Source organism: Asanoa iriomotensis (assembly GCF_016862515.1).
GTDB classification, from domain to species: domain Bacteria; phylum Actinomycetota; class Actinomycetes; order Mycobacteriales; family Micromonosporaceae; genus Asanoa; species Asanoa iriomotensis.
In genome coordinates this window covers 170,284-196,639 of sequence record NZ_BONC01000004.1, presented here as the reverse complement: position 1 = coordinate 196,639, position 26,356 = coordinate 170,284, and the positions used below count along the sequence as shown (strand labels likewise).

General features: G+C 71.5%; 23 protein-coding genes. 8 read left to right on the top strand and 15 right to left on the bottom strand.

All coding sequences use genetic code 11. The features are described 5' to 3' along the window. Nucleotides 1-336: 336 nt before the first annotated feature. Entirely contained in the window at nt 337-1,734 is a 1,398-nt protein-coding gene (gene murA, locus Air01nite_RS05250) for a UDP-N-acetylglucosamine 1-carboxyvinyltransferase (RefSeq protein ID WP_203700649.1), read from the bottom strand. Between murA and Air01nite_RS05245 the strand changes: the two genes are divergently transcribed. After that, the gene (locus tag Air01nite_RS05245) at nt 1,733-2,314 is read left to right on the top strand and encodes a cob(I)yrinic acid a,c-diamide adenosyltransferase (RefSeq protein WP_203700648.1); all 582 of its coding nucleotides are present in this window, start codon (nt 1,733-1,735) and stop codon (nt 2,312-2,314) included. The genes murA and Air01nite_RS05245 overlap by 2 nt on opposite strands. 725 nt (nt 2,315-3,039) lie before the next feature. Here the strand turns inward: Air01nite_RS05245 and Air01nite_RS05240 are convergent. Both Air01nite_RS05240 and Air01nite_RS05235 read right to left on the bottom strand, forming a co-directional pair. Next, entirely contained in the window at nt 3,040-3,861 is an 822-nt protein-coding gene (locus tag Air01nite_RS05240; protein WP_203700647.1) for an ABC transporter permease, read from the bottom strand. Beyond that, entirely contained in the window at nt 3,858-4,709 is an 852-nt protein-coding gene (locus Air01nite_RS05235) for an ABC transporter ATP-binding protein (protein ID WP_203700646.1), read from the bottom strand. Before Air01nite_RS05235 ends, Air01nite_RS05240 begins: the two co-directional genes overlap by 4 nt. 178 nt (nt 4,710-4,887) lie before the next feature. Here Air01nite_RS05235 and Air01nite_RS05230 point away from each other — a divergent pair, with 178 nt between their 5' ends. After that, nucleotides 4,888-6,879: an ethylmalonyl-CoA mutase gene (locus Air01nite_RS05230; protein ID WP_203700645.1), complete on the top strand. Its 1,992-nt coding sequence runs from the start codon at nt 4,888-4,890 to the stop codon at nt 6,877-6,879. Nucleotides 6,880-7,424: 545 nt separating this feature from the next. Here the strand turns inward: Air01nite_RS05230 and Air01nite_RS05225 are convergent. The 5 genes from Air01nite_RS05225 to Air01nite_RS05205 all read right to left on the bottom strand — a co-directional run bounded on the left by Air01nite_RS05225 (nt 7,425) and on the right by Air01nite_RS05205 (nt 12,342). After that, nucleotides 7,425-8,096, bottom strand: coding sequence for a hypothetical protein (locus Air01nite_RS05225; protein WP_203700644.1), 672 nt, complete (start codon nt 8,094-8,096; stop codon nt 7,425-7,427). 13 nt (nt 8,097-8,109) lie between these two features. Next, nucleotides 8,110-10,692: an FtsK/SpoIIIE domain-containing protein gene (locus Air01nite_RS05220; protein WP_203700643.1), complete on the bottom strand. Its 2,583-nt coding sequence runs from the start codon at nt 10,690-10,692 to the stop codon at nt 8,110-8,112. Nucleotide 10,693: 1 nt separating this feature from the next. Next, nucleotides 10,694-11,362, bottom strand: a complete 669-nt coding sequence (locus Air01nite_RS05215; protein ID WP_203700642.1) for a hypothetical protein — start codon at nt 11,360-11,362, stop codon at nt 10,694-10,696. Between the two features lie 53 nt (nt 11,363-11,415). Further along, nucleotides 11,416-11,676 carry a hypothetical protein gene (locus Air01nite_RS05210; RefSeq protein WP_203700641.1) on the bottom strand — a complete coding sequence of 87 codons (261 nt, stop codon included), beginning with the start codon at nt 11,674-11,676 and terminating at the stop codon, nt 11,416-11,418. Between the two features lie 66 nt (nt 11,677-11,742). Beyond that, nucleotides 11,743-12,342 carry a DUF4126 domain-containing protein gene (locus Air01nite_RS05205; protein WP_203700640.1) on the bottom strand — a complete coding sequence of 200 codons (600 nt, stop codon included), beginning with the start codon at nt 12,340-12,342 and terminating at the stop codon, nt 11,743-11,745. 44 nt (nt 12,343-12,386) lie between these two features. Between Air01nite_RS05205 and nucS the strand changes: the two genes are divergently transcribed. Together nucS and Air01nite_RS05195 are read left to right on the top strand one after the other, a co-directional pair. Further along, on the top strand, nt 12,387-13,046 hold the full coding sequence (gene nucS / locus Air01nite_RS05200) for an endonuclease NucS (protein ID WP_203700639.1): 660 nt from the start codon (nt 12,387-12,389) through the stop codon (nt 13,044-13,046). A 27-nt stretch (nt 13,047-13,073) separates the two neighbouring features. Next, nucleotides 13,074-14,093: a hypothetical protein gene (locus Air01nite_RS05195; RefSeq protein ID WP_203700638.1), complete on the top strand. Its 1,020-nt coding sequence runs from the start codon at nt 13,074-13,076 to the stop codon at nt 14,091-14,093. On the opposite strand, the gene Air01nite_RS05190 is transcribed toward Air01nite_RS05195, so the two are convergent. Beyond that, on the bottom strand, nt 14,062-15,570 hold the full coding sequence (locus tag Air01nite_RS05190) for an aldehyde dehydrogenase family protein (protein ID WP_203700637.1): 1,509 nt from the start codon (nt 15,568-15,570) through the stop codon (nt 14,062-14,064). The genes Air01nite_RS05195 and Air01nite_RS05190 overlap by 32 nt on opposite strands. Before the next feature lie 82 nt (nt 15,571-15,652). Between Air01nite_RS05190 and Air01nite_RS05185 the strand changes: the two genes are divergently transcribed. From Air01nite_RS05185 to Air01nite_RS05170, 4 genes are read left to right on the top strand one after another with little or no spacing between them, the layout of a single operon-like run. Beyond that, the gene (locus Air01nite_RS05185) at nt 15,653-16,711 is read left to right on the top strand and encodes an alpha/beta fold hydrolase (RefSeq protein ID WP_373310318.1); all 1,059 of its coding nucleotides are present in this window, start codon (nt 15,653-15,655) and stop codon (nt 16,709-16,711) included. Beyond that, nucleotides 16,708-17,571, top strand: a complete 864-nt coding sequence (locus tag Air01nite_RS05180) for an alpha/beta hydrolase (protein ID WP_203700635.1) — start codon at nt 16,708-16,710, stop codon at nt 17,569-17,571. The genes Air01nite_RS05185 and Air01nite_RS05180 overlap by 4 nt, the downstream gene beginning before the upstream one ends. A gap of 58 nt (nt 17,572-17,629) precedes the next feature. Continuing rightward, a complete protein-coding gene (locus Air01nite_RS05175; protein ID WP_203700634.1) occupies nt 17,630-19,417 on the top strand; it encodes a 3-hydroxyacyl-CoA dehydrogenase family protein in 1,788 nt (595 codons plus the stop codon). Nucleotides 19,418-19,440: 23 nt separating this feature from the next. Next, nucleotides 19,441-19,767, top strand: coding sequence for an Rv1322 family protein (locus Air01nite_RS05170; RefSeq protein ID WP_203700633.1), 327 nt, complete (start codon nt 19,441-19,443; stop codon nt 19,765-19,767). Here the strand turns inward: Air01nite_RS05170 and Air01nite_RS05165 are convergent. The 6 genes from Air01nite_RS05165 to Air01nite_RS05140 form a co-directional block, all read right to left on the bottom strand. Beyond that, on the bottom strand, nt 19,758-20,549 hold the full coding sequence (locus Air01nite_RS05165; protein ID WP_239090504.1) for a serine hydrolase domain-containing protein: 792 nt from the start codon (nt 20,547-20,549) through the stop codon (nt 19,758-19,760). The two genes, Air01nite_RS05170 and Air01nite_RS05165, sit on opposite strands and share 10 nt — an antisense overlap. Before the next feature lie 188 nt (nt 20,550-20,737). After that, nucleotides 20,738-21,577, bottom strand: coding sequence for a glycosyltransferase (locus Air01nite_RS05160; protein ID WP_203700631.1), 840 nt, complete (start codon nt 21,575-21,577; stop codon nt 20,738-20,740). Next, nucleotides 21,571-22,413, bottom strand: coding sequence for a glycosyltransferase family 2 protein (locus Air01nite_RS05155; protein WP_203700630.1), 843 nt, complete (start codon nt 22,411-22,413; stop codon nt 21,571-21,573). Before Air01nite_RS05155 ends, Air01nite_RS05160 begins: the two co-directional genes overlap by 7 nt. A 9-nt stretch (nt 22,414-22,422) precedes the next feature. Continuing rightward, complete coding sequence (locus Air01nite_RS05150) at nt 22,423-23,712, bottom strand: O-antigen ligase family protein (RefSeq protein ID WP_203700629.1); 1,290 nt, start codon at nt 23,710-23,712, stop codon at nt 22,423-22,425. A gap of 56 nt (nt 23,713-23,768) precedes the next feature. Beyond that, the gene (locus Air01nite_RS05145) at nt 23,769-24,722 is read right to left on the bottom strand and encodes a hypothetical protein (protein WP_203700628.1); all 954 of its coding nucleotides are present in this window, start codon (nt 24,720-24,722) and stop codon (nt 23,769-23,771) included. A gap of 48 nt (nt 24,723-24,770) precedes the next feature. Beyond that, complete coding sequence (locus Air01nite_RS05140) at nt 24,771-26,042, bottom strand: glycosyltransferase family 4 protein (RefSeq protein WP_203700627.1); 1,272 nt, start codon at nt 26,040-26,042, stop codon at nt 24,771-24,773. Nucleotides 26,043-26,356: the final 314 nt, after the last annotated feature.

The following is a 26,356-nucleotide window of genomic DNA, read 5'->3' as shown; positions in this document are numbered from 1 at the left end:
GGTCGGCTACCCAGCACCAGCCTTGCCGGAACTCGCCTCTGGTTCTTCCGCGACCGGCCGTTCCGGCTGGGGCGATGTTACGAGCCCCGGCACTCGCCGGAAGCCCGCCAACCAGCCGCCGCACAGCCCTGGCGGGCAGCGCCGCAACAGCTGCCCGCGGCCCATCGCCATCGGGATCGCCCCAACGGCATGGCGACCCACCTGACGCGCCGGCGGTGGCTCTGGTGGCGCGGTCCGCTGTTCCCGCCGGCGGGCCCCTCCATCCGCTCGAAAGCCGCCGCCGTGCGCCGTCAGCTCCGGCGTTGCGCCCAGGGCGCTGGGGACGCCGCGGTGGTGTCAGAAGGAGAACTGTGGGTCTTCTGGGGCCGCGGCCCGTTGGACCTCGACGCCCAGGGCGGCCAGGTCGCCGACGAAGTCCGGGTAGCCGCGGTCGATGTGGTGGACGTGGGAGATCTCCGTGACGCCGTCGGCGCACAACGCCGCGATCACCAGGCCCGCGCCCGCGCGGATGTCGGTTGCTCGGACGGGGGCGCTCGACAGGCGGTCGCGGCCGCGTACGACCGCGTGGTGGCCGTCGGTTTTGATGTCCGCGCCCAGGCGTGCCATCTCGTTGATGAACATGAATCGGCCGTCGAAGATGTTCTCGGTGACCAGGGAGGCGCCGTCGCTGACCGAGGCCAGGCCGATGGCCATCGGGAGGAGGTCGGTGGCGAAGCCCGGGAACGGGAGTGTCACGACATCGACCGCTTTGGGGCGATCGTCCATGCGTACCCGGAATCCTGTTGGTTGTGCCTCGACCGCACCGCCCGCGGAGACGAGCTTGTCCAGGGCGATCTCGAGGAACGTCGGGTCGACGCCGTTGACCTGCACGTCGCCGCGGGTCATCGCGGCGCCGAAGGCCCACGTGCCGGCGACGATGCGGTCGCCGACAGTGGCGTGGCGTACCGGCGAAAGGGTCTCGACCCCCTCGATCCGCAACGTGGAGGTGCCGACGCCCTCGATCTTGGCGCCCATCTCGATCAACATGGAGCAGATGTCGACGATCTCGGGCTCGCGCGCGGCGTTGTCGATCTCGGTGCTGCCCTTGGCGAGAGCGGCGGCCATGACCAGGTTCTCGGTGGCGCCGACGCTGGGGAAGTCGAGCCAGATGGTGGCTCCCTGCAGGCCCTGCGGGGCCGAGGCGATCACGAAGCCGTGCTCGCCGGAGATCTCGGCGCCCATCCGGGCGAGCCCGGCGACGTGCATGTCCAGGCCGCGGGAGCCGATGGCGTCGCCGCCGGGGTGGGCGACCCGCACGTAGCCGCGGCGGGCCAGCAGCGGCCCCAGGACGGCGATCGACGCGCGCAGCCGGCGGACCAGGTCGTAGTCGGCCTCGGTGCCCGGCTCGTCCGGCACGTCGATGGTCACCACGACGGAGGTCGGCGGCCCCTCCCGCCCCGGTGGCATCACGTCAGGCGTGATCTCCACCTCGCAACCGAGCCGGCGCAGCACCTCCGCCATGATCGCGATGTCGGTGATGCGCGGCACGTTGGTGATCACGCTGCGCCCCGGCGCCAGCAATGCGGCGGCCATCAGCTTGAGCGCGGAGTTCTTGGCGCCGACGACGGCGACCTCGCCGGCCAGCCGCGCGCCGCCCTCGACCCGGATCAGATCCACGTCGGCCATCGTAGGAGTGACTGTCGGTGTGCCGGCCCCGAGGTCGTCCCGCGAGGGCGTCCGTACGCTGTTTGTCATGGCCGTCCACCTCACCCGCATCTACACGAAGGCCGGCGACACCGGCTCGACCCGACTGGTCAACAACGAGCAGGTGGCGAAGACCCACCCGCGGATCACGGCGTACGCGGACGTCGACGAATGCAACGCGGCGCTGGGCGTCGCGCTGGCGCTCGGCGACCTCTCCGGGGAGGTGCGCGAGGTGCTGGCCCGGATCCAGAACGACCTGTTCGACGTCGGCGCCGACCTGGCGAACCCGGTGGAGCCGGAACCCGCGTACCCGCCGCTGCGGGTGACCGAGGAATACGTCGAACGGTTGGAGGGCTGGTGCGACGAGTTCAACGGCCGGCTGTCCAAGCTCGACTCCTTCGTCCTCCCTGGCGGCACCGCGGGAGCCGCGCTGCTGCACGTGGCGCGCACGATCGCCCGCCGCGCGGAACGCGCCGCGTGGTCACTGATCGCGGAGGATCCCGACCGAACCAGCACGCTCCCGGCAAAGTATCTCAACCGGCTCTCGGACTTGCTGTTCATCCTGTCAAGAACGGCCAATCCCGGCGGCGATGTGCTCTGGGTGCCCGGCGGGGGCCGAAAGAACACCTAGGGCATCGAACTCGGGTCCGTCGGGGGCGCGACCGTCGCTCCCGCCAGGCACCGCTCGCTCCGCTTCGCTGCCAGGTCCGCGGTCGCCAAGCCCAACAAATCGCGCCCTCATCAGCGACCCAAGGGTGTCATCTCGGTGGGTGCGGGTGGTAGCCACGATGACAACAACGATAACCAGAGCAAGGCGGGTCTGGCTTGGGACCCCTCGCGACGGCGGCGCGCGCCCGGCGCCACAGCGTCCCCCGCGCCACAGCAACCCGCGCCACGGCGCGGCGGTGCCCGCGCCCGCGCGCCTGCGGCCTGCGCCCAGGGCCACGGCTCCCGCGCGACGGCGCGTGGTGCCCCGCGCCCGCGCGGCTGCGGCCCGCGCCACGCGTGGCCGCAGACCACGCAGGGCCCCTGCCGCGCCAGGTGCGGCAACGCGCCATTGCCGACCTCGGGGCGGCTGCGGCGGTCGCGGTCGCACCCGCGGACCGCATGCGACGAAGCGCCGGCCCACTCAGCGCGACCGCGAGGCGAATGCGGCAATCCGTGGCGGGCGACCGGGCCGGGCGCGTAGCTGGTTGGCCGTGTCGGGCCCGCTGCGGCGGCGGTCCGTGGGGCGCGCACTGGCCTGGCCGCACGCTAGGCAGTTCCAGAGCCGCCCACGCCGTGGCTGGCGCGGCTGCGCATGCCCGTCCGGCCGCGCGCGGCGGTCTTTCGCGCGTCGGCGAGGTGCGTCGCGGGTCAGCCGTCGCGCTTGGTTGTCCAGCGGAACGTGGTGATGCAGAGGATCAGGCCGATGACGCACCAGGCGCCCAGCACGAGGGCTACCTTGCCCAGTTCCCAGGAGCCGCCCGGCTCCTGGGCGGCGAAGGAGTCCGGTAGGAAGACCGAGCGTAGGCCCTGGCACATCCATTTCAGCGGGAAGATCGCCGCGACCTGCTGCATCCAGGTCGGGAGGTTGGTGAAGACGAAGAAGACGCCCGAGATGAACTGGAGGATCAGGGCGACCGGGGTGACCACCGCGGGCGCGCTGCGGGCCGTGCGGGCGACCGAGGAGAACGCGATGCCGCACAGCGTGCACGCGGAGATGCCGAGCACGCCCACCCAGAGGAAGGTCAGCCAGCGGGCGCCCGAGCCGGGTAGCTCCAGGCCGAAGAACAGCGTCGAGACCGCGAGCAGGACCGCGGTCTCCACCAGGCCGACGACAAAGACCATGATCACTTTGCCGGCGAAATAGACCCACTGCGGCATCGGGGTGCCGCGGAGGCGCTTGAGCACGCCGCGGTCGCGTTCGGCCGGGATCTGGATCGCCAGGCTCTGGAAGCCGACCGACAGGAGGCCGGTCGCGATCATGCCGGTGATGAAGTACTGGGTGAAGTTGACCCCGCCGCCGATCTCACCGTCGAAGATCGACGCGAAGATCACGATCATGATGGCCGGGAAGGCCATCGTGAAGACCACGGCCTCGCGGCTGCGGCTGAACTGCTTGATCTCGAGGCCGCCCTGCCGGAGGCCGAGCGCCAGCGGGCCCGCCGTGGCTGGTGTCTGCGTTAGAGCGGTCATCGGTGTCCGATCATCGTCAGGTAGACGTCTTCGAGCGTCGGCCGGGTCACGGTGAGACCTGGGACCTCACCGCCGAAGCCGGTGGCGATCTCGGCGATCAACGCCGTCGGCGTCGAGGTCTCCTTGCGCTCGACTGTGCCGTCGGCGGTGCGCCACGACACGGTCGCCGGCGCGCTCTGCCGGTCGCCGAGCGCCTGCGGGGTCGAGACCGCGATCAGGGAGCCGCCCGCGATGACCGCCAGCCGGTCGGCGAGCGCCTCGGCCTCTTCGAGGTAGTGGGTGGTCAGCACGATCGTCGTGCCCGCAGCGGAGAGGTCGCGGATGAGATCCCAGAACTCGCGCCGTGCCTCCGGGTCGAACCCGGTCGTCGGCTCGTCGAGGAAGAGCAACTCGGGCCGGCCGATGATGCCCAGCGCCACGTCGAGCCGGCGCTTCTGGCCGCCCGAGAGGGTGTGGGTGCGAGCCCGCTCCTTGTCGCCCAGGCCGACCCGCCTGATCACCGTCGCCGGGTCGTCGGGGTTGGGGTAGAAGCCCGCGAAGTGGCGCACCACCTCGCTGACCGTCAGGTCGTCGAACTCGCCCGTGCCCTGCAGGACGATGCCGACCCGGGACCGCCACGCCTTGTCGGCATGCTGCGGGTCGGCGCCGAGCACGCTGACCGAGCCGCCGTCACGGTGGCGGTAGCCCTCGAGGATCTCGACGGTCGTGGTCTTGCCCGCGCCGTTGGGGCCGAGCAACGCGAACACCTCGCCCCGACGCACCTCCAGGTCGACGCCGGCCACGGCGACGTTGTCGCCATATGCCTTGCGCAAACCACTGACCGCGATCGCGGGCTCCTCCTGCGTCATGACAGACATGATGCCTTTCGCGTTCGCGGAGGGGCACTCTGGGGCGACGGCCTGTGGATAACTTCCGCCTGTGGATAACTCACATCCGTCTCTCTCCGACCGCCCACACTCGATGGCATGCGCCAGCAGACCGCTCAAACGCCCGAAAACAGGCTAAAAGGCGCCTTACACTGCGCCCATGGAAGGCCGCCTGTCGGAGCGCGACCGACCGTGGGTGATGCGCACCTACGCCGGTCACTCGTCGGCGACCGCGAGCAACGCCCTGTTCCGGCGCAACCTCGACAAGGGCCAGACCGGTCTCTCGGTCGCCTTCGACCTGCCGACGCAGACCGGCTACGACCCGGACGATCCGCTTGCCGCCGGCGAGGTCGGCCGGGTCGGCGTGCCGATCTCGCACCTGGGCGACATGCGTTCGCTCTTCGCCGGCATCCCGCTGGCCGAGGCCAACACCTCGATGACCATCAACGCGACCGCGATGTGGTTGCTCGCGCTCTATGTCGTGGTGGCGGAGGAGCACGGTGCGGCCGGTGCGGAGCTGGCCGGCACCACGCAGAACGACATCGTCAAGGAATACCTGTCGCGCGGCACCCACATCTTCCCGCCCGGCCCGTCGCTGCGGCTGACGACCGACATGATCGCCTGGACGGTCGCCAACGCGCCGCGGTGGAACCCGATCAACGTCTGCTCCTACCACCTCCAAGAGGCCGGTGCCACGCCGATCCAGGAGGTCGGCTTCGCGCTGGCGACGGCGGTGGCGGTCCTCGACGCCGTCCGCGACGCCGGCCAGGTGCCCGCCGATCGGATGGGCGAGGTCGTCGCGCGCATGTCGTTCTTCGTCAACTCCGGCGTGCGGTTCGTCGAGGAGATGGCGAAGATGCGCGCGTTCGGTGCGCTGTGGGACGAGATCACCGCGACCAGATACGAGATCAAGGACCCGAAACAACGGCGCCTGCGGTACGGGGTGCAGGTCAACTCCCTCGGCCTCACCGAGGCCCAGCCAGAGAACAACATCCAGCGCATCGTGCTGGAGATGCTCGGCGTGACGCTGTCCCGCTCCGCCCGGGCGCGGGCCATCCAGCTCCCCGCGTGGAACGAGGCGCTCGGCCTGCCCCGGCCCTGGGACCAACAGTGGTCGCTGCGGATGCAGCAGGTGCTCGCGCTCGAGTCCGACCTGCTCGACTATCCCGACCTGTTCGACGGCTCACCGGTGGTGGCCGCGCTGGTCGACTCGATCGCGGCTGGGGCGCGCCGCGAGCTCGAGCAGATCCAGCGCCTGGGCGGGGTGGTCGCCGCCGTCGAGTCGGGCTACCTCAAGACGGAGTTGGTTGCCTCGCTGGCCGAGCGCCGCCGGCGGATCGAGTCGGGCGACGAGGTGGTGGTCGGGGTAAACCGCTACGTCGACACGGAGCCGTCGCCGCTGACCACGACCGGTGCCGACCACGTCGAGCAGGTCGACCCGGGAGTCGAGGCGCACGCGACGGCAGCGGTCCGCGCGTGGCGGGAGGCCCGTGACCCGGCACCCGTCGCGGCGGCCCTCGCCCGGCTCCGCGCGGACGCGGCCGGCACCGCCAACCTGATGCCAGCCACGATCGCCTGCGCGCGAGCGGGAGTGACCACCGGGGAATGGGCGGGCGCCCTGCGCGAGGTCTTCGGCGAATATCGGGCGCCGACCGGCCTCTCGGCGGCGACCGGCGGCGACGCCGACCATTCGTTGACCGCGGTCCGCGAGCGGGTACTGAGCACGGCCGCGGACCTCGGCGGCGGCCGGTTGCGGCTGTTGGTCGGCAAGCCCGGCCTCGACGGCCACTCCAACGGCGCCGAACAGATCGCCGTCCGCGCGCGGGACGCCGGTTTCGAAGTGATCTACCAGGGCATCAGGCTGACCCCGGAGGAGATCGTGGCCGCGGCCATCGAGGAAGACGTCGACCTGGTCGGCTTGAGCGTGCTGTCGGGTTCGCATTTGGCCGCAGTGCCCGCGGTGCTCGACGGCCTGCGGGCCGCCGGCCGCGCGGACCTACCGCTCGTCGTCGGCGGCATCATTCCGCCACCCGACGCGGACAAGCTACGCGCGGCCGGAGTGGCGCGGGTCTTCACACCGAAGGACTTCGCCCTGACCCAGATCGTCGACGAACTGGTCGACGTGATCCGCACAGCCAACGCCCTGCCCTAACTCGTAGAGCCCGCATCAACCGGCGGACGCGAGCGGCGCTTGCGCAACCGGCCCGGCGGCCGGTTGGAGCCTGGGTGGACTGGAGGTGGGTGGGAACGGGATTGGTCGCTGTGAACAGTCGGGGCCGGGCCCGCTGGCCGGAGGACCGTTACCGCGGCTGGGTGGTGGCTGACGGACCGGGATTGGCTTCGGCCGCCGTCGGGCCGGACCGGCGGGTTGAACAATGGCGCGGCGTTAAGCGCCGAGAAGGACAGTGCCGGCTGGTGGCCGCCGGAGGCTGGCGGGGTTTGTTGGGTTGGGGCTTGGCTCGGGTGGTGGTTGGTGCGGGACCGACGGCGGCCGACGACCCCGGCGTTTGTCCCGTCTCGGTCGGTCGCCGGGCGACCATGCGTTCGGGCGGGTCGGACCGGTATCCCGGACGGGGTCGGGCATGGATCGTGGCGGCGGGGCGGGGCGGGGCGATGGGCACGGACCGGTGTCCCGGACACGGCCCGGGCAATGACCGTGCCCGCGGCGCGCGGCGCTGGACGTTGGTCGGCGCGGTGTCACGAGAAGGTGATGATCATGGCGGATAGGGCGCCGAGGCCGCCTAGGACAGTTAGGGCTACGCCGCCTGTGTCGAGGCGGGTTGACCAGTGGTGGCGGAGTAGGCGGGTGGCTATGGGGATTCCGGTGAAGGGGGAGGCGAAGTAGAGGAGCCAGGCAATTGCCCGCAGGAAGGTGTGGGCCGGTAGGTCGCCCAGGGTGGCCAGGGCCGCCAGGGCGCCGGCCAGGAGTGCGGTGGTTGCGGTTGTGGTGGCGCCGAGGAGGGGGAGGAGAGGGGGGATCAGGATCGGTAGTTTTCCTGTGGCGCTCGGGGACGGGCGGGGTGTGCGGCCGTGGATGCGTTGTGCGGCCTCCGTCAGCAACGTCGTGCTCGCGTCGTCGGCCAGGTCCAGCCTCGGTTGGGCGGTGGCCGGTGCGGGGTCTGGGGTTGGTCCTGGACGTTGGCCCAGCCAGGCGCGGGTGCGGTGCAGGTCCGACCAGAGCCGTTCCGCGTCGCGGTCGACCTCGACGACGGCGGCTGCCGCTGCGGCGGCTCGGCGGTCAGTCTCGGTGGCCTCCGTTTCGGCGCGACGAAGTTCGGCGGCCGCGGCGGACATGCCGTCGTGGTACGCACGCTCGGCGGCCGCCAGGTCGGTGTCCCTGCGGTTGACCGTGGCCGCCAGCTCCGTCATGAGGGCGTGGTAGTCAGCCATGGGCTGCCCCGGGACTCGCGTCGGTTGCGTCGTCGGCGGGCGTTGAGCCTCGCGGCTGTGTTGGCACGGCCAACCCCCGCGGCGACAGGCGGTCGGGCGGGATTGCGTACGGGACGATGACCTGAGGGGCGCGGTCCGTGGTGCGGTCGAAGAAGAGGGCGCGGCGGTCGCGGGGATACCACGTGACGGACTGCGGGGACAGCGGGGCCAGGTCTGTGCCCTGGACGTCCAGGGCTATCCAGCCGCCGATCGCGTCTGTTCGGGCGCCGGGGCCGCCCAAGGCGTCGCGGAGGCGGGCTACCGTTCGCCACCAACCCAGGACGTGGACACCGTTCTCCGGGCCGCGGGTCAACAGTGCCTTGAGGTCGGATGGGTGGGCGTCAAGGGCGAAGCCGATCACCACGTGCGGCGGGCCGGACGGCGGCGACTCCAACGTCGTGGTCAGGTCCGCGATGAGCGGAGCCATCGTGTCGCGGTCGAATAATCGGCCGCCGACGGCGTTCGCCACGAGGGTGGCCGCCGGCATCGCGGAATCGTCCAGGCAGATCACGCTGATCCGCAAAGAAGGCAGGGACAGCGCCGCGGTGGTCAGGATGGCGGTCGCGTCCGCCGAGCGGGTGCCCAAGATTGCCAGGTTGCGGCCCGGCGCGCGGGTTAGGCGGAATAGGGCCGGGCGGGCGCCTACGTCGATGGTTTCGCCCAGCATCGCCAGCGGGACGTCCGACGGCGGTGGCGGGGGCAGCGACGGGACCGTGTCACCGTCGAACAGGCGTGGGGGAACGCAACCGGATGGTCGCGACTCCCACAGCGACTGCTGCAGCCCACGCCACGTCGTGCGGTCGCTCGCATCCGGGAGGCGGACCACCTGGTTGGCGGACGGTACGCCCGAGTCCGCGTTGACCACCGCCGTGAAGCGCGGGATCGTGTCCGCCGCCAGGTTTGTCTCCGACAGGATGCGGCGGGCCTTGGGCAGCGCCACCCGCAAGGTGAACTGCGCTACCAAGCCCGATCGGCCCCACAGCGCCTCGATCCCCGACACGTCCTGCGACGCCAGGACCAGGTGGATGCCTTGGGACCGGCCCCGCCGCGCCAGGTCCTCCAGCAGGGTCACCGACTCCGTCGTCACCGCGTCGCGGCCAGAAAGCAGCGCCTGGAACTCGTCGATCACCGCTACTATCCGGGGCCACCGGGACTCCGGGTCCTCGGCACGCAGCTCCGACAGCTTCGTCGCGTCGACGCGCTTCGCCGCGGCGGCGCGGGTGCGTAGCTCCGATGCCAGGTGGCGCAGGAGGGCCAGGCCGAACTCCCGGTCGTTGTTGATGTTCACACCGACCAGGCGTACGTGCGGCAGCCAGCTCGGGTCCCGCGCGCCCGGTGCCAGGCGGGCGAACGACACACCTTCTTTGAAATCGAGCAGATACAGGGCCAGCTCGTCAGGGGAGTACCGGGCGCACAGGGCGCCCAGCCACGCGTACAACAGATTGGTCTTGCCCGATCCTGACGGACCCCCGATCAGCGCGTGCGGCGGGTCGTCGCCGAGCGACATCGACACCAGGGCCGAACCGTCGAGCGTCGTGCCGACCGGGGCCGAGACGCCCGACGTGGCCAGACGAGTCCAGCGGCGCGCCGGCAACAGAGAAGCGAAGGACGCCGCCGGCGGGCCCGACGTGGCCGCCGACGCGATCTCCCGACACCGGGCCGCGATCTCCGTCGAGGAGGGAAAAGCATCGAGCGACACTGGCAGATCGGCCACCGCCGGTGAGCCGACCGTGCCGTCGTCCAAAAGCGACACCGGCACGACCGTCGGCACCGCCGGCACCGGCAGGCCACGACAGACCAGGTGGATCCCGCACGCCGGACCCAGCCGCACCACCCGGTCGAACTGCGCCGACGACAGCGACTCCGAGGCGTCGCACAGCAGCACCACCACCTGCCACGGCGCCGGCCGCGGACGCAGAGCCGCGACGGACGTGTGGCCCGCCGCCAGCACCAGCGCGTTCAGCCGCTGGATCTCGTCGACAAGCTCGTCGAGCGCGGCACCCAACCCGCCCGGTCCGACGAACCGCACCAGCCCCGCGGCCCCCAACGGCGCGAAGCCCGCCAGCGTCCCGCCCAACCGCTCCGGGTCGTAGACGGTCAACCGCACCGCGCCCGGCGGCGCCGCCGACAGCACCCGCAGCAACACCAACCGCACGAGATCGTCCACCGACGAGCCCGAGACAAACAGATGGCCGCGGTCCAGCAACGGCACCAGCGCCGGCACCACCGTGCCGCAGCCCGGCGCCGTCACCGTGCCGAGCCGGACCACGGTGTGGTCGGGCGAGAACGACACCAGGTCCGCCGCCACCCGCCGCGACGACGCCACGAACGCGGCCTCGATCGCGCGCCGCGCCCGTTCGCGCTGGGCGCCCAAGCCGCGTACACAGGCCAGATGCGCCGACCGGACAGCGCGCAACCGATCCAGCGCCGCCGCGCGGCGCGACTCCGCGAGCGCCGACGCCGCCCGCGCCTGGCCCCGGGCCGCCGCCAGCGTGGCGCGCACGTCCGCCACCAGTCGGGCCCGCGCGCCGGCCATCTCAGGCCTCCCCGGCGACCAGCGACTCGGGCAAAGCGCCGGTCAACCCCAGCACCACCGACACGAGCACCACTCCGACCGCGCTCGCGTCCGCCGCATGGGCGGACACCGCGGGCCCCGGCAACCGCAGCGCCCGGCACGCCAAGGCCTCCGCGGCCGCTGGCGGCAAGCCAGGCAACAAGGCCGGCAACCGGGACAGAGCGCCAGAAAGAACCAAAGACGGCGAAGCAACCCCGACCAATCCAGCGGTACGCGCGGCGAGCGCGAAACCCACCGACGGCGGCGCCACCACCAGCGCGGAACGCAACCCCACCCGATCGCCCCGCACGGCTGCACGCACGGCCGCGACCAGCACCAGGTCGACCGACAGCGAGCGATCAACGGCCGGCCGCGCAGCACCCACCGACCCCGTCAGCACGTCGACCCGAGAAGCCCACGGACAGGGTCCTGACGTCACCACCGGAGAAGACGACGGCGCCACGCCCACGGCGGCGAGATACCGGTCCAGTTCGTCGCCGGCCCGATCCAGCGCACCGCAGGCCGCGTCCAGATGCGACGCCGCCGACGCCAGCAGCGGCGCGGCGGTGACCGCGGAACTCGCTTCGAGGGTCGCCGCCAGCAGCGCGGTCGCCTCCCGCAGCCGCCCAGACGCCACGCCGACCTCCGCCACCGGCAGCGACCCGCGCACCGTCACCACCCGGTCGGCCAGGGCGTGTAGGAGACTCACAACGCCGCGGCGTACGTCTGCGCCTGCTCCATCGCCCCCAGCGTCGCGGTCATGCAGTCCTCCAGTTCCGTGGAGGCCTGCGCCAGGGCCGACCGCGCCGCCGCGACCGACTCGTGCGCGCTGCCGTCGACCGCCGCCGCCAGGCTGGCCCGGGCCGCGTCGAGCTTGTCGTTGGCCGCCCGGACGGCCTCCTGTCCCTCCTGGACATGTGCCATCGCGACGTCGATGGCGGCCTTGACCTCGGCAACGCTCGCCACGGTTCCCCCTCCGGCCCGAGTCGATGACGCTACGTTATCGCCGGACTGCGAGAGGTGACCTGGAACTCAGGCCGCGCGTTGTCGGCGTGTTCTTCGACGGCCCACACCTCGTCGGCGCAGCGCCCACGCGAAGAGCAGCACGAACACGACCAGGAACAGGAGGATCAGCACCGGCAGGAGCAACGCGATCACCGACATCACGACGCTCGCGATGTCTTCCAGCGTGCTCACGATCGGAGCGCCGACGCCCGCGGTGCCCACGTTCACCACTGGCCGCGCGGTCGCCTTGATCCCGTGGACGCCCAGCGCCAGCAGCACACCCACCGCCACCGGCACCCACTGGTGCGAACCGAAGAAGCTGCCCGGGTCAGAGACGGTCGCCGTGCTCGTGCCGGCGCCGAACGCGAGCCCGCCCGCGGTCGGCCGCACCACGGTCTGCACCACGTCGTTGGCCGAGTCGAGGACGGGCACCTTGTCGGCGACCACCTCGATGAGAAGCAGTCCACCGAGGATGAGGATCACCCACCCGTTGCCCAGCCAGCCCCAGCCGGCCGGCAGCGAGACCACGTCGGTATAGCGGGACAGCACCCCGATCGCGAGCAGCGGGATGTAAGCGTTGAGGCCGGCCGAGGTAGCGAGGCCAGCGCCGGTGAGGGCTTCCAGCACGACCTCAGCATGGCACCCGCAAGCCAGTTGCATAGGGTGGTCAGGTGCGTCTCGTGATCGCTCGCTGTTCGGTCGACTATGTCGGCCGGCTCTCCGCCCACCTGCCGCCGGCCACCCGGTTGCTGATGGTCAAGGCCGACGGTTCCGTCTCGGTGCACGCCGACGACCGTGCCTACAAGCCGCTCAACTGGATGAGCCCGCCCTGCCGGATCCAGGAGGAGCCCGGCGTCTGGCGGGTGGTCAACAAAGCCGGCGAGGAACTGCGGATCACCCTCGAGGAGATCTTCCAGGACACGTCGTACGACCTGGGCGTCGATCCTGGCCTGCAAAAGGACGGTGTCGAGGCGCACCTGCAGGAGTTGCTGGCCGCCAACCCGACCACCTTCGGCGAGGGCTACACACTGGTCCGGCGCGAGTACATGACCGCGATCGGCCCCGTGGACCTGCTCTGCAAGGACGCGAGCGGTGGCTCGGTCGCGGTCGAGGTCAAGCGCCGCGGCGAGATCGACGGCGTCGAGCAGCTCACCCGCTACCTCGAACTGATGAACCGCGACCCGCTGCTCGCACCGGTCGCCGGCATCTTCGCCGCGCAGGAGATCAAGCCGCAGGCACGCGTCCTCGCCGAGGACCGCGGCATCCGGTGCGTGGTCGTCGACTACGACAAGCTGCGCGGCATCGAGCGCGACGAGCTGACGCTGTTCTGACGTGGCCAAGAGTGCCACCCTGTACGCGTGACCGATGTCGAGATCGGACGGTTCCGTGATCTCCAGCAGGCGGTAGCCACCGGCGACGGCCGCGACGAGGCCGCGGAACGACTGGCCCAGGAGATCGAGAGGGCCCTCACCCAAACGGCCGACCGCCGCTCCCAGGACCCGGACGCCGTCCTGGCCGCCGTCGCCGACCAGCTCACGCTCGGCGAGCTGGCCCTGGCCGCAGGCGTCGCCCTGGGCGAGACGGGCAACCCCGCGCCCGACGTCCTCGACCGCACCCTGGCCGACCTGGACCGCACCACCCCCGCGAAGATCCCACGGCAGCACGAGAGCATCGCCTCACGCGACCTGGACGAAGCCGTAGCCACCCTGCGGGAACGGCTAGGCAGCACGCTCGACGCGATCGCCAAGGGCACCGCCGACGTGGTCGCCGGCCCCTGCAAGAGCATCGCCGGCCGGGCACCGGCGCAGTGGAAGGAAGCCTGGGACAAGGTCAGCAAGCGGCTCTTCCTCGACAACATCGGCGGCCGCCTGCTCCGGCTCGGCATGCGCGCCGTCGCCACCGCCCTCGACGCGTTGCTCGAACTGGTCGACGCCCGCTGGCTGGAGATCGCCCGCGACCGGCTGGTCACGCTGGCCGACCGGGCGGGCACCGCCGGCGCCGGCCCGGCGCTGCTGGGAGGCGTGCTCGGCGCGGAAGGAGCACGCGAGGAAGCCGACGGCCTGCTCCGCGAGAACGGGCTCGACAAGACCCGCCTCGACGGCGGCACCACCGCCCTGGCGGCCCTGGCCGACCGGTTCGACTCCGTCATCGGCAAGCTCGCGCTGGCCCAGGCCGCGGTCGGCGGCATCCTCGCGGTGCAGGGCCACCTCGGCCTGGCCATCCCGTGGCTGCCGCTCGGGCTCCTTGGCGCCGAGCTCCTGATCGGCGCGGTCGCGCTGGCGCTCGCGATCGACTATGTGGACACCACGGTCAACGTCGGCCGGGTCCGCGGTGCCCGCCTGATCGTCAAGGACGCGACCGGCCGTACAGCAGCTTGACCGCCTTGACGATCCGTGCGACGTGCGCCGGCGTGCGCTCGAAGGTCGTCGCCTTCAGCGCCGACGGCCCGCGCCGCATGGTGATCGCCTTGGCCCGGGAGAACTCCCGCAGCCCGTCGTCACCGTGCGTCCGCCCGAACCCCGAGTCGCCGACGCCGCCGAACGGCAGCGACGACATCCCGATGAAGGTGATCACGGAGTTGACCGACGCCATGCCCGTGCGCAGGCGCCGGGCCGCGGCCACCGCGTGCCGCTTGCCGAACACCGCACCGCCGAGCCCGTACGAGGTGGCGTTGGCGAGCCGGACGGCCTCGTCGACGTCGGCCACCTTGCGGATCACGAGCGTCGGCCCGAACGTCTCCTCCGTCACCGCCGCCGAGTCCTCGGGCACGTCGACCAGGATCGTGGGCTTCACGTACGGCGGCTCGACCGCCTCCCGGCCGCCGAGCACCGCCCGGCCGCCTCGGGACAGCGCGTCGTCGATGTGCCGCCGGATGACGTCGATCTGCTTGGGCATCGTGATCGGCCCGATGTCGAAGCCGTCGCCGTAGCCGACCGTGAGCGCCCCGGCGCGGCGCACCACCTCGGCCACGAAGGCGTCGTAGACGGGCTCGACCGCGTACACCCGCTCGATCGCGAGGCAGGTCTGCCCGGCGTTGGTCAGCGCGCCCCAGACGCACGCCTCGGCGGCCGCGGACACGTCGGCGTCCGCGTCGACGATCAGCGCGTCCTTGCCGCCGGCCTCGATCAGCACCGGGGTCAGCGTCTCGGCACAGGCCGCCATCACCTTCTTGCCGGTCGCGGTCGAGCCGGTGAACGCCACCTTGTCGACGCCCGCCCGGCACAGCGCCGCACCGACGTCGCCCAGACCGTGCACGACCTGGAGGACGGGCTGCTCGGGCACCACCTCCGCGAACGTCGACGCCAGCCACGCGCCCACGGCCGGCGTGTATTCACTCGGCTTGAACACGACGGTGTTGCCGGCGGCGAGCGCGTAGGCGACCGTGCCGAGCGGCGTGACCACCGGGTAGTTCCACGGCCCGATCACGCCGACCACGCCCATCGGCAGGTATTCGAGGTGCGCGGAGAACTCCGCGAGCGACAGCCGGCCACGCACCCGGCGCGGCCCGAGCACCCGGCGGGCGTTGCGGGCCGCCCAGTCGATGTGGTCGATCGCGGCCACGGTCTCCACGATCGCCTCGGCCACGGGCTTGCCGCCCTCGCGGCTGACCAGCGCGGCGGCCTCCTCGACCCGCTGCGCGAGCAGGGAACGCCAGCGCAGCAGCCGCGCGCGCCGGCCGGCATGGCCCAGCCCGACCCACCAGGTCGCGGCCTCCCGCGCCCGCCCGACAGCCTCCGAAACCTCATCGGAGGAGGCGACCTCGAAGCGGCCGACCTCTTCACCGGTCGCGGGGTTGGTCGAGACGAGCCAACCGTCCTCGACGACAGGGACGCCGGCGGCCCGCGTAGCAGTCATGCGGCGAAGTCTATGCCGCAAAGGTTACCCGCCGGTAGGTGTGGATCGGCCACACAGCGGAGTCCGGGGAGGTGGGTGCAGGATGGCGGCCATGGAGCACCAGCAGGTACGCGTAACGGCGCGCGGAATCGACCAGAACGTCCTAGTAGCAGGCCCGGCAGACGGCACTCCGGTGCTGCTGATCCACGGCAACTGCTCGTCCGCCGACTTCTGGCGCCCGCTGCTGCGCCACCTCCCGGAAACTGTCCGGATCGTCGCGCCCGACCTGCGCGGCTACGGCGCGAGCGAGGCCGCCCCCGTCGACGCCACCCGCGGCCTGCGCGACTTCGCCGACGACCTGGCCGCCCTGCTCGACGCGCCCGACCTGTTCCCGGCCGGCGCCAAGCCGCTGGTCGTCGCGCACTCGATGGGCTGCGGTGTCGCGATGCAGCTGCTGGTCGACCACCCCGCGCGGATCAAAGCGATGCTGCTCGAGGCCCCGCTGTCGCCCTACGGCTTCGGCGGCACCAAGGACCTCGACGGCACGCCGACCACCGAGGACTTCGCCGGCACCGGCGCGGGCACCGCCAACCCCGACTTCGTCGCCCGGCTCGCCGCCAAGGACCGCGAGAGCGACGCGCAGACCAGCCCGCGCACGGTGATGCGGACGGCCTACGTCGCCGACCCGGCCGCGCTCGGCGCCGACGAGGAACTGCTGCTCGACACCGTGCTCTCCACGGTCACCGGCGACGACAACTACCCGGGCACCTCGACGCCGAGCGCCAACTGGCCCGGTGTCGCGCCCGGTGACCGAGGCGTGCTCAACACGATGGCGCCGAACCACTTCCGGATCGCTCAGGACCTCGTCGCCGTCGAAACCAAGCCACACATCACCTGGGTACGCGGTGACCAGGACGCGATCGTCTCCGACACCTCGTTCTTCGACCTGTCGTACCTCGGCTCCCTCGGTGTCGTGCCGGGCTGGCCGGGCGCGGAGGTGAGCCCGCCGCAGCCGATGATCGGCCAGACCCGCGCGGTCCTCGACCGTTACGCGGCCGCCGGTGGCAGCTACCGCGAGGTGGTCTACGCGGGCTGCGGCCACTCGCCGCACATCGAGCGCCCGGCCGAGTTCGTCGCGGAACTGGTGGCGTTGTTGCCGTGACGTCCTACCGGGAGGAGCGCGCCGGGGACCTCGCCGTCGGCGTCTGGGGCGACGGCGGCCCGCTGGTGGTCGCCGCGCACGGCATCACCTCGCACCACCTCGCCTGGGGGCTGGTCGGCCCGCTCGTCGGTGCGGACCACCGGTTCGTCGCGCCGGACCTGCGCGGCCGTGGGCACAGCCGGGACCTGCCGGCGCCGTACGGGATGGACCGGCACGCCGCCGACCTCGCCGAGGTGATCCGGGCCTACGGCGGTGGTCCGGCCATCGTGGTCGGTCACTCGATGGGCTGCTGGGCCGCGATCGCCCTCGCGCGCGGCGAGCCGGCCCTGGTCGAGCGCCTGGTGCTGGTCGACGGCGGGCCGCCGCTGGCACCGCCGCCGGGCGTGCCGGCCGAGCCCAGCCCCGAGCAGGTCACCCAGGTGATCACCGAGACGGTCGGGCAGGCGTACGCGCGCTTGACAATGACCTTCCCCGATCGCGACGCTTATCGGGAGCTCTGGCGAGCCCACCCCTCGCTCGCCGAGTGGAACGACACCATGGCCGCGTACGCGGACTACGACCTGGTCGACGACGGTGGCGTGCTGCGGCCGGCCTGCCGGCTCGAAGCGGCCCTGCGCGACGCCCGCGACCTCTACGCCTGGCGGCCCGTCGAGCCGGCGCCGCTGCCGGCGCCGGCCGTCTTCCTGCGCGCCGAGCGCGGCATGTTCGACCAACCGGAGGGGCTGTTCGCGCCGGGCGTGGCCGGCCGGGCCTTCCCGGGCATCACGGAGCGCGACGTGCCCGGCACCAACCACTACACGATCACGCTCGGACCCAAGGGCGCCGCGGAGGTGGCCGCCGCGGTGCGAAGCGCCCGCTGACCGGGGAAGCGACATGGCAGACTGACCCTGACCTGATGGATCGTTAGGGGAGCGTCGCGTGTCGCGGGAGATCAACACCGTCGGAGTTGTCGGGCTCGGCACGATGGGCGCGGGCATCGTCGAGGTCTTCGCGCGCAGCGGGATCGACGTCGTCGCGGTCGAGGTCGCCGAGGCGGCGCTGGATCGCGGCCAGGCGACGCTGGTCGGCTCGATCGACCGGGCCGTGGCCAAGGGCAAGCTGACGCCCGAGGAGCGCGACGAGATCTTCGCGCGGGTCGGTTTCGCGGTCGGCTTCGAGGCGCTGCACGACGTGGACCTGGTCATCGAGGCGGTGCCCGAGCAGTTGCCGCTCAAGCAGCGGATCTTCGCCGAGCTCGACCGGGTCTGCAAGCCCGACGCCATCCTGGCCACCAACACCTCGTCGCTGTCGGTCACCGAGATCTCGGTCGCCACGAGCCGGCCCAACCAGGTCATCGGGGTGCACTTCTTCAACCCGGCGCCGGTGATGAAGCTGGTCGAGATCGTCCGCACCGTGGTCACCGCGGCCGATGTCGTGGCCGACGTCGAGGCGCTCTGCGCCCGGCTCGGCAAGACCGACGTGACGATCAACGACCGGGCCGGTTTCATCGCCAACGCGCTGCTGTTCGGCTACCTCAACCAGGCCGTGTCGATGCTGGAGGCGCGGTACGCGACCCGCGAGGACATCGACGCCGCGATGCGGCTCGGCTGCGGGCTGCCGATGGGCCCGCTCGCGCTGATGGACCTGATCGGCATCGACACCGCGTACGAGATCCTGGACACGATGTACCGCCGGGGCGGCCGCGACCGCCGGCACGCGCCCGTTCCGCTGATCAAGCAGATGGTCACCGCGGGCCTGCTCGGTCGCAAGACCGGTCGGGGCTTCTACACGTACGAAGGCCCGGGGTCGCCGAAGGTCGTCCCCGACGAGCTGACCGCGCCGCCCGCACCCGCCAAGGACGCCGACGAGACCCGCGCGATCACGACGATCGGCGTGGTCGGGTCCGGCGTGATGGCGCGCGGGATCGTCGAGGTGGCCGCCCGGGCCGGCTTCGACGTGGTCTCCGTGACCCGCGGCGAGCCTCAGACGGCGGCGGTGACCGAGGCGGCACGCGGCTCGCTGGCCAAGGCCGTCGTCAAGGGCAAGCTGACCGAGGCCGACCAGGCCGCCGCCCTCGACCGGATCACCTGGTCGCAGCGGCTGGAGGACCTCGACGACGTCGACCTGGTGATCGAGGCCGTGGTCGAGGAGATCTCGGTCAAGAAGGCCGTGTTCGCCGCCCTCGACGAGATCTGCAAGCCGGGCGTGGTGCTCGCCACCACCACGTCGTCGCTGCCGGTGATCGAGATCGCGATGGCCACCCAGCGCCCGGCCGACGTGATCGGCCTGCACTTCTTCAACCCCGCGCCGGTGATGCAGCTCGTCGAGATCGTCCGCACCATCCGCACCTCGCCGGAGACCGCGGCCGCGGCCGGCGCGCTGGTCGCGGCGCTGGGCAAGACCGGCGTCCACTGCGCCGACCGGTCCGGTTTCATCGTCAACGCCCTACTGTTCCCATACCTGAACGACGCGGTGCGAATGCTGGAGGCGTCGTACGCGACCGTCGACGACATCGACTACGCGATGAAGCTGGGCTGCGGCTACCCGATGGGCCCGTTCGAACTGCTCGACACCGTCGGCCTCGACGTGGCGCTGGCCATCCAGCGCGAGCTCTACCTGGAGCTGCGCGAGCCGGGCTTCGCGCCCGCGCCGCTGCTGGAACACCTGGTGACCGCGGGCTACGTGGGACGCAAGGCCGGCCGCGGCTTCCGCGACCACACCCACTGACACTGAGACCTACAGTTGAAAGCGTGAGCCCGCGTCGCAACCGCCCGAAGCCCGACGACGGGCGTCCCCTCGACGACGAGGCGCTGCGGCGTGGGGTGGGGTCGGTCGAGGGGGATCGGCACGGCGACTGGATGGTGCGGCTGGTGCCCGGTGGTGCCAGCGCGAAGACCTACCGCTGCCCGGGCTGTGACCAGGAGATCCGGCCGGGCACGGCGCACGTGGTGGTCTGGCCCGCCGACGAGCGCGGCGACCTGACCGACCGCCGCCACTGGCACAGCGGCTGCTGGCGCGCCCGCGACCGCCGCGCCCCCGGCACCATGCGCAGCCGCAGCGCGCCGCGCTACGGCTGACTGAATTCGGCGAGGATCGCGTCGGAGAGGGCCGGCCAGAGTGGGGCCGCCCACTCGCCGAAGTTGCGGTCGGTGAGGCAGGCGACGGCCAGGCCCGCGACCGGGTCGACCCAGAGGAACGTGCCCGTCTGTCCGAAGTGCCCGAAGGTCTGTGGCGAGTTGTCGGTGCCCGTCCAGTGCGGGTGCTTGTGCGACCGGATCTCGAAGCCCAGGCCCCAGTCGTTGGGGTCCTGCCGCCCGTGGCCGGGCAGCACGCCGGCGAGGCCGGGGAAGGCGACCTGCGCCGCCGACCGGGTCAAGGCGGGCGCGATGGTCGGGTTCAGCAGCTCGCGGCCCAGCTTCGCCAGGTCGCCGACCGAGCCCGTCACCTTCGACGCGGGCGAGCCGTCGAGCACCGTGTTGGGCATGTCGAGCTGGTCCAGCACCAGGTCGATCATGAGGTCGCCGAAGCTGCCCTCGGCCCGCTCCGCGACGAAGTCGGCTAGCACCTCGAAGCCGCGGTTCGAGTAGATCCGGCGCTTGCCGGGCTGGCTCATCACCTGGTCGTCGCCGAAGTTGAGCCCTGAGGCGTGTGCCAGCAGGTGACGCACGGTGGAGCCGGGCGGCCCGGCCGGGTCGTCGAGCGAGACCAGCCCGTCGTCGACCGCGGCCAGCACGGTCAGCGCGGACAGCGGCTTGGTCACCGACGCCCACGGCAGCGGCTTGTCCGGCCCGGTCCGGGCGAGCACGCCGTCCTTGTCGACCACAGCGACGGCGACGGTTTCCACGGGCCAGGAGTCCACCAAGGCTAGGGCATGCGATTCGACCACCCGGCCACGCTAGCCGCCACGCCGCGGGCGAAAGGAACGGCCCCTTGTTAACGGTTTCCGCATAGGAACGGTCCCCTGTTAACACCGCTCCCGAGCCACCGGCACGGGAATGTTAATAGCGGACCGTTCCTATGCGAAAACCGTTAATAACGGACCGTTCCTTAACGGGTGGACTCGTCTCGGGCCCAGGTGGCGTTTGCGGGGGTGCGGCGGGCGCGGCGCTCGGCGATCAGGGTCAGTGCGGCGTAGCAGGCGCCGGCCGGCCACAGCCAGGGGCGCGGCAGGACGACGTCGACCAGCCAGGACGCCTTGCGCGACGGGCGCACGGCCAGCGTGGCGCCGGCGGCGGCGGCCGCCTCCCGCAATGCGGTGTTGCCGCCGCGCAGCCGGCCGAGCCGCCGGAGCAGGTCCGCGGTGCGGTTCGGGGTGGCCACCACCGACGGCACTTCAGGCAGCTCGCGCTTCTCACCGACCGCGAACAGGGCGTCGAGGAACAGGTCGTCGGCGACCAGGTCGGGGAACTGGTCGAAGCGGGCCCGGGCGTCCTTGGACAGCGCGATCGCGCCACGGCCGAACAGCGCGTCGCGGAACGCCGGGAGCCGGCCGTTGACGGCGTAGTAGGCACGGACCAGCAACGGGCGGCCGGACGTGTCGAGCACCCGGCGCGGCGACGCGGCGATCACGCCACCCCTCCCGGAGACCGCCGCGGCGAGCGCCCGCGCCCCGGCCGCGGAGAGCGGGATGTCGGCGTCGAGGTAGATCCGGGGGAAGCTGGTGGCGGCCGCGTCACCGGCGTTGAGCGCGGCCGGCTTCGACGCCTTCGCGACCTCGACCACCCGCACGCCGGGCACGGACCGGGCCACCCCGGCCGTGTCGTCGGTGCAGCCGTTGGCGGCCACGACCACGTCGAACTCGTCGGGCTCGGCACCGTCGAGCAGGTGGCGCAGCGTGCGCTCGATGACCGTCGCCTCGTTGTGGGCGGCGACCACGATGCTCACCACGGCGCGCGCCCGGTGATCGCGCGGCGGACCCGCTTGGTCAGCGACCGGCTCCGCTGGCGCCAGCCCGAATATTCGCGCAGGTCGAGCGACGCGGCCTGGACCACGTACGCGGACCGCTTCATCTGCTCGGTCCACTCCGCGACCGTCTTCACGCCGGTCTTCTGCGCGGAGAGCGGCCGGCGGGCCATGAAGTCCTCGTCGGTGTGGTAGATCGTCCGCGGGCTGCGCGGGTCGTCAAGGTGGTCCTCCGGCAGGAACGGGTAGATCCAGCCGTTGACGAAGCCCAGGCGGGCGGCCTTGAGGCACCAACTCGTGAAAGAGTCGTCCTCGGCCAGCAGGCCCGTGCGGTCGACCATCGCCCGCTTGAGCAGGTAGCCGCTGCCCTGCACCCAGTGGTTGCGCATGAGCCGGTGCCCGCCGGCGTACTCCGCCAGCTTCTGGTCGACCAGGTCCTGGCGGACGTCGGACTCCGGGAACCGCCAGGTGCCGATCACCCCGAACTCGGGCACGTCGTCCTGCGCCCGGCGGAGCACCTCGAGCCACGACTTGTCGGGCAGGCAGTCGTCGTCGACCTTGCTCAGGTAGTCGCCGGACGACTCGGACCACAGCCAGTTCGTCGGCTCGCGCAGACCCGCGTTGGTCGGGCTGTGGTGGAACCGGTGCACCCGCGGGTCGTGCCGGAACTCCTCGACCGCGGCCAGCGTCGCCGCGTCGGAGCCGTTGTGCCACAGCCAGACCCGCGCGTCGTCGGTGCAGGTGTCGAGCAGGTGCGGCAGGGACAGCCGGACGTACTCCGGCCGGTCGTACGTGATCATCAGGATGTCGATGCCACTCATGTCGCGTCCTCAGTTCAGCCGCTGTGCCCGGGTGAGGCGCCACATCGCGCCGGCCAACCCGAGCAGCAGGTGCATCGTGAACAGGTAGGTGGAGAAGTAGAGCGCGTCGAAGGTGAACGCGGCCACCGCCATCACGCCGATCGCGACAGCGAGCACGGCGGCCAGGTCGCGGTCGCTGTCGGTCCTGGCGAACCGGCGGACCCGGGCGGCGACGAAGATGCCGGCCAGGAACAGCACGCTCAGGCCGACCACGCCGACGATCCCGGTGGTCACCACCGTGACCAGCCACTGGTTGTCGAGCAGTTGGTAGAGCTCCGGCAGCCAGGTGCCGACGCCTCGGCCGAACCAGGGTCGTTCCTTGATGAACGGCGCGACGTAGTCGTAGTCCTCGAGCCGGCCCTGCACGCTGGGGTCGTTCGAGCCGGCGAAGAGCAGCGCGCGCAGGGCGCCCAGCAGGCCGGGCTTGCCCACCTGGATGATCGCGGTGAGGAACACGCCGACGATCAGCACGTTGAACGTCGTGCGCAACGGCCAGACCAGGATCAGCAGCAGGATCGCGGCGCCGAGCGCGAGCACGCCCGTGCGGGACAGCGAGATCGGGATGACGCCGGCGACGACCATCGCGATCGCGGCGAAGATCTGCCGGTCGCGGCGGGTCGCCGCGAACCGGGCGTAGTGGATGGCCACCACCAGCGCGACCACCATCAGCACGCTGAACTCGATGTAGTGCCCGGCCGTGCCGGCCACCCGGACCAGCCCACCGCCACCGCGGTCGTCGAAGCCGACCAGGTCACGCTGGAACTGGAGGATCGGCGGCAGCTTCAGGTTGACGGTGAAGTCCTGCCGGAAGGCGAACTGGGCGAACGCGAACAGCGCCATCACGGCGGAGCCGTAGCAGAGCCAGCGCAGGACGGTGTCGATCCGCTCCCGGGTCAGCACGCCGTCGCAGGCGGCGAGCAGGATGCCGCCGGCCGCGAAGGCCATCAGCACGGTGCGGTCGGCCTGGTTGGCCTCGAGCGGGTCGAGGCCGCGGGCCTGGCCGGCGATGTAGGAGGTCGCCGTCGTGGCGAAGAAGAACGCCAGCGCCCAGCGCATCGGCTGCTGACCGCGGGTGACCAGGGACGGGTGGAACCGGGTGAGCGCCCACCAGACGAACAGCAGCAGCCCGGCGACCACGCCGGGCCGCCCCAGCGTCGTCAGCGGCGGGAAGATCAGCCGGGCCGGCAGGGCGTACATCGCGAAGATGGTGAAGCTCACCCAGGCCGTCGCGTCCCGGAACTCGATGACGCTGGGTGTCACACCGTCGTAGACGGTCGCAGTTCTCCGCGCTGATAGGTAGGTCTGCACTACTGCTACTACTGGTGGTTGTCTTCAGGCCTGGGCGTCCGCACCGCGGTGAGCAGGATGGTGTCGTCGGTCTCCGGCGCGCGCACGAAGTCGGCCGAGACCTGCTGGGGGTTGCCTCCGGACGAGTGCCCGTTGGCGGTCACCGGGGTGCTGTTGATCCGGATCACCTGGGTGGCGTCCGCGGGCTCCTGTTCGTCGCCCGGCTCGGGCTCGCGTCCCGGGACGGCCACCGGTTTGTTGACCGGGCCGACGGCCTTGGCCAGCGGCGGCTGCGGGCGGCGCTGCTCGACCGCGGCCGAGCCGGCGGTGGCGTTGGCGCGCAGGCCGGCCCGGTTGTTGACCCGGGCGGTGAGGCGGCGACGGGCGATCGCGTCGTAGGCGACCACCACGGCGGCCATCAGCAGCAGGCCGACGGCGAGCACGACGATCTGGGCGCGGAGCACGTTGGACCGGGACGGCGTCACGTTGAGGCCCGGGTCGAGCACCTGGGTGGTGATCGACTCACCGGCCTTGGGCTTGTATTTCGCCTGCTGCGCGACCACCTCGTCGTTGATCAGCTTGGTGGCCGCCTCGACCGTGGCGAGGGCCTTGGCGCTGGTGTCGCTGGAAACCTCGATCGTCATGATCGAGCTGCGGGTGACGAGCGTGATCTCGTACGCGTCGTCACCACCGGCGGCGACGACCGTCTGCCGGGACTCGCTCGACGACGCGGAGATCTGCACGGCCTGGGCCATCTGCACCTCGCCGATGCGCAGCCAGGGGTTGCCGGGTGCGGGGGTGGCGCCGTTGGCCGGAGCCGCCGCCGACGTGGTCGGCGGGACCAGCATGACGGTGGCCGCCGTCTTGTATTCCGGCTGGATCGCGCTGCCGAGCGCGACCGCGGCCGCCAGCGTCACGATGACGATCGGAACCGCGACGTACCACCGCCGGACAACGAGCTTGAGGAGGTCAAGGAGGTCCATGTATAGGCCCTTTGATCGAATGCGGCGGAAATTGGGTGCGTCAGGTCGTCAGTTGACCGTCTGGTTGGTATCACGAGGACTCGCCGGTGGGTTGCCTCCCCCCACCGGTGAACCTGATTTGTAACCTTTTCGCGTCTGACGCAGCAACCGATCCCACAGTCGGATGTACGACTTGGCCTGGTGGTCCCACGCGAGCTCGTCGACGAAGCGCTGGCGGGCGATCTGGCTCATCGCGGCGCGCGTGGCCCCGTCGCTGAGCAGCATGTCGAGCGCCTTGGCCAGCTCGTCGGGCGCGCCGGTGGGCACGTAGAGCGCGGCGCCCTCGGCCGTGCGGCGGGTCTCCAGCAGGTCGACGGCGACCACGGGGAGACCACGAGCGACATATTCGACAGTCTTCGCCATCGTCGACAACTCGGCCATCTTGGTCGGCGGATCCGGCTGGATCGCGACCGTCGCGGAGTTGAGGAGTACGTCGACCTCGTCGGCCTCCAGCCAGCCGCGGAACTCGACCACGTCGTCGAGGTTGCGCGCGGTGGCCAACTCACGCAGGGCGGGCAGGCACTCGCCGTCACCGGCGACGACGAGCTTCCAGTCGGTGTTGCCGCGCAGCCCGATCAGCCGTTCGGCGGCCAGCACGGCGGCCTCGACGTGGTCCTGCGGGTTGATCACACCGAGGTAGACGATCTGGTGCCGGCCGGCGCGCGGGGCGTGCGCGTCGTAGGCGACCTCGGCGATCGTCGGGCCGTTGCGGACCACCACCACCTTGTCGGGGTGCAGGCCACCGCGGTTGATGGCCAGGTCGCGGTAGGACTCGTTGGTCGAGACCACGGCGGTCGACCGGCGCCAGGACATCTTCTCGAACCACTTGAGGACGGCCAGCACCCGTGGATTGGGCGTGTCCGTTTTGCACTCGTAGAGCTCGGGGCTCAGGTCGTGGTGGTCGAAGACGAACGGCCGGCCGAGCGCGCGCATCAACAGCGCCACGACCCAGAAGACGTCCGGCGGGTTGCACGCCTGGACAGCGTCGACCCGGGTGCGCAGCATCAGGCCGAGCAGCCGCGTGGTGACGGCGAGCAGCGCCCAGGCGAACTCGAAGGCGAACGACAGCACGCCGGAACCGGCCAGTGGCTGCGGAAACGACCGGATGTCGGTCGACCGGCTGCCTGGCAACCTGCTCAGGCCGGCGGAACCCCGCGGGCAGATCACCGTGACCCGGTAACCGGCTTCTTCGAGCGCCAGGCATTCGCGAATGACCCGGCGGTCGCGTTCGACCGGCAGGTTGACCACCACGATGACCACGTGCCCCCGCGATTTGGTCATCTCCACCTCTGAATACTGTGGACAAATTGTGCGCTCCCTTAAGGGAGCCTTAGCACAGGCGACGATGCTCTATCTAAGCCACGCGTGGCAAGGGTGATCGGACGACCTCTAGTGTCGACTTCACTACATGGCCGTGAACGATCGGTCGATTGCTCCTCGGCGTACCGGACCATAGTTGTTGACGGGTCGGTTGACCAAATCCCCGGTGTGCCACCAATGTTGGCGATCTGCCGGAATTGCCGGTCAGCTATCAGACATCGCCCCCAATTGATCTGATCGTTAGCCTGTGCGCCTGCGATGCGCCGCACGCGTAC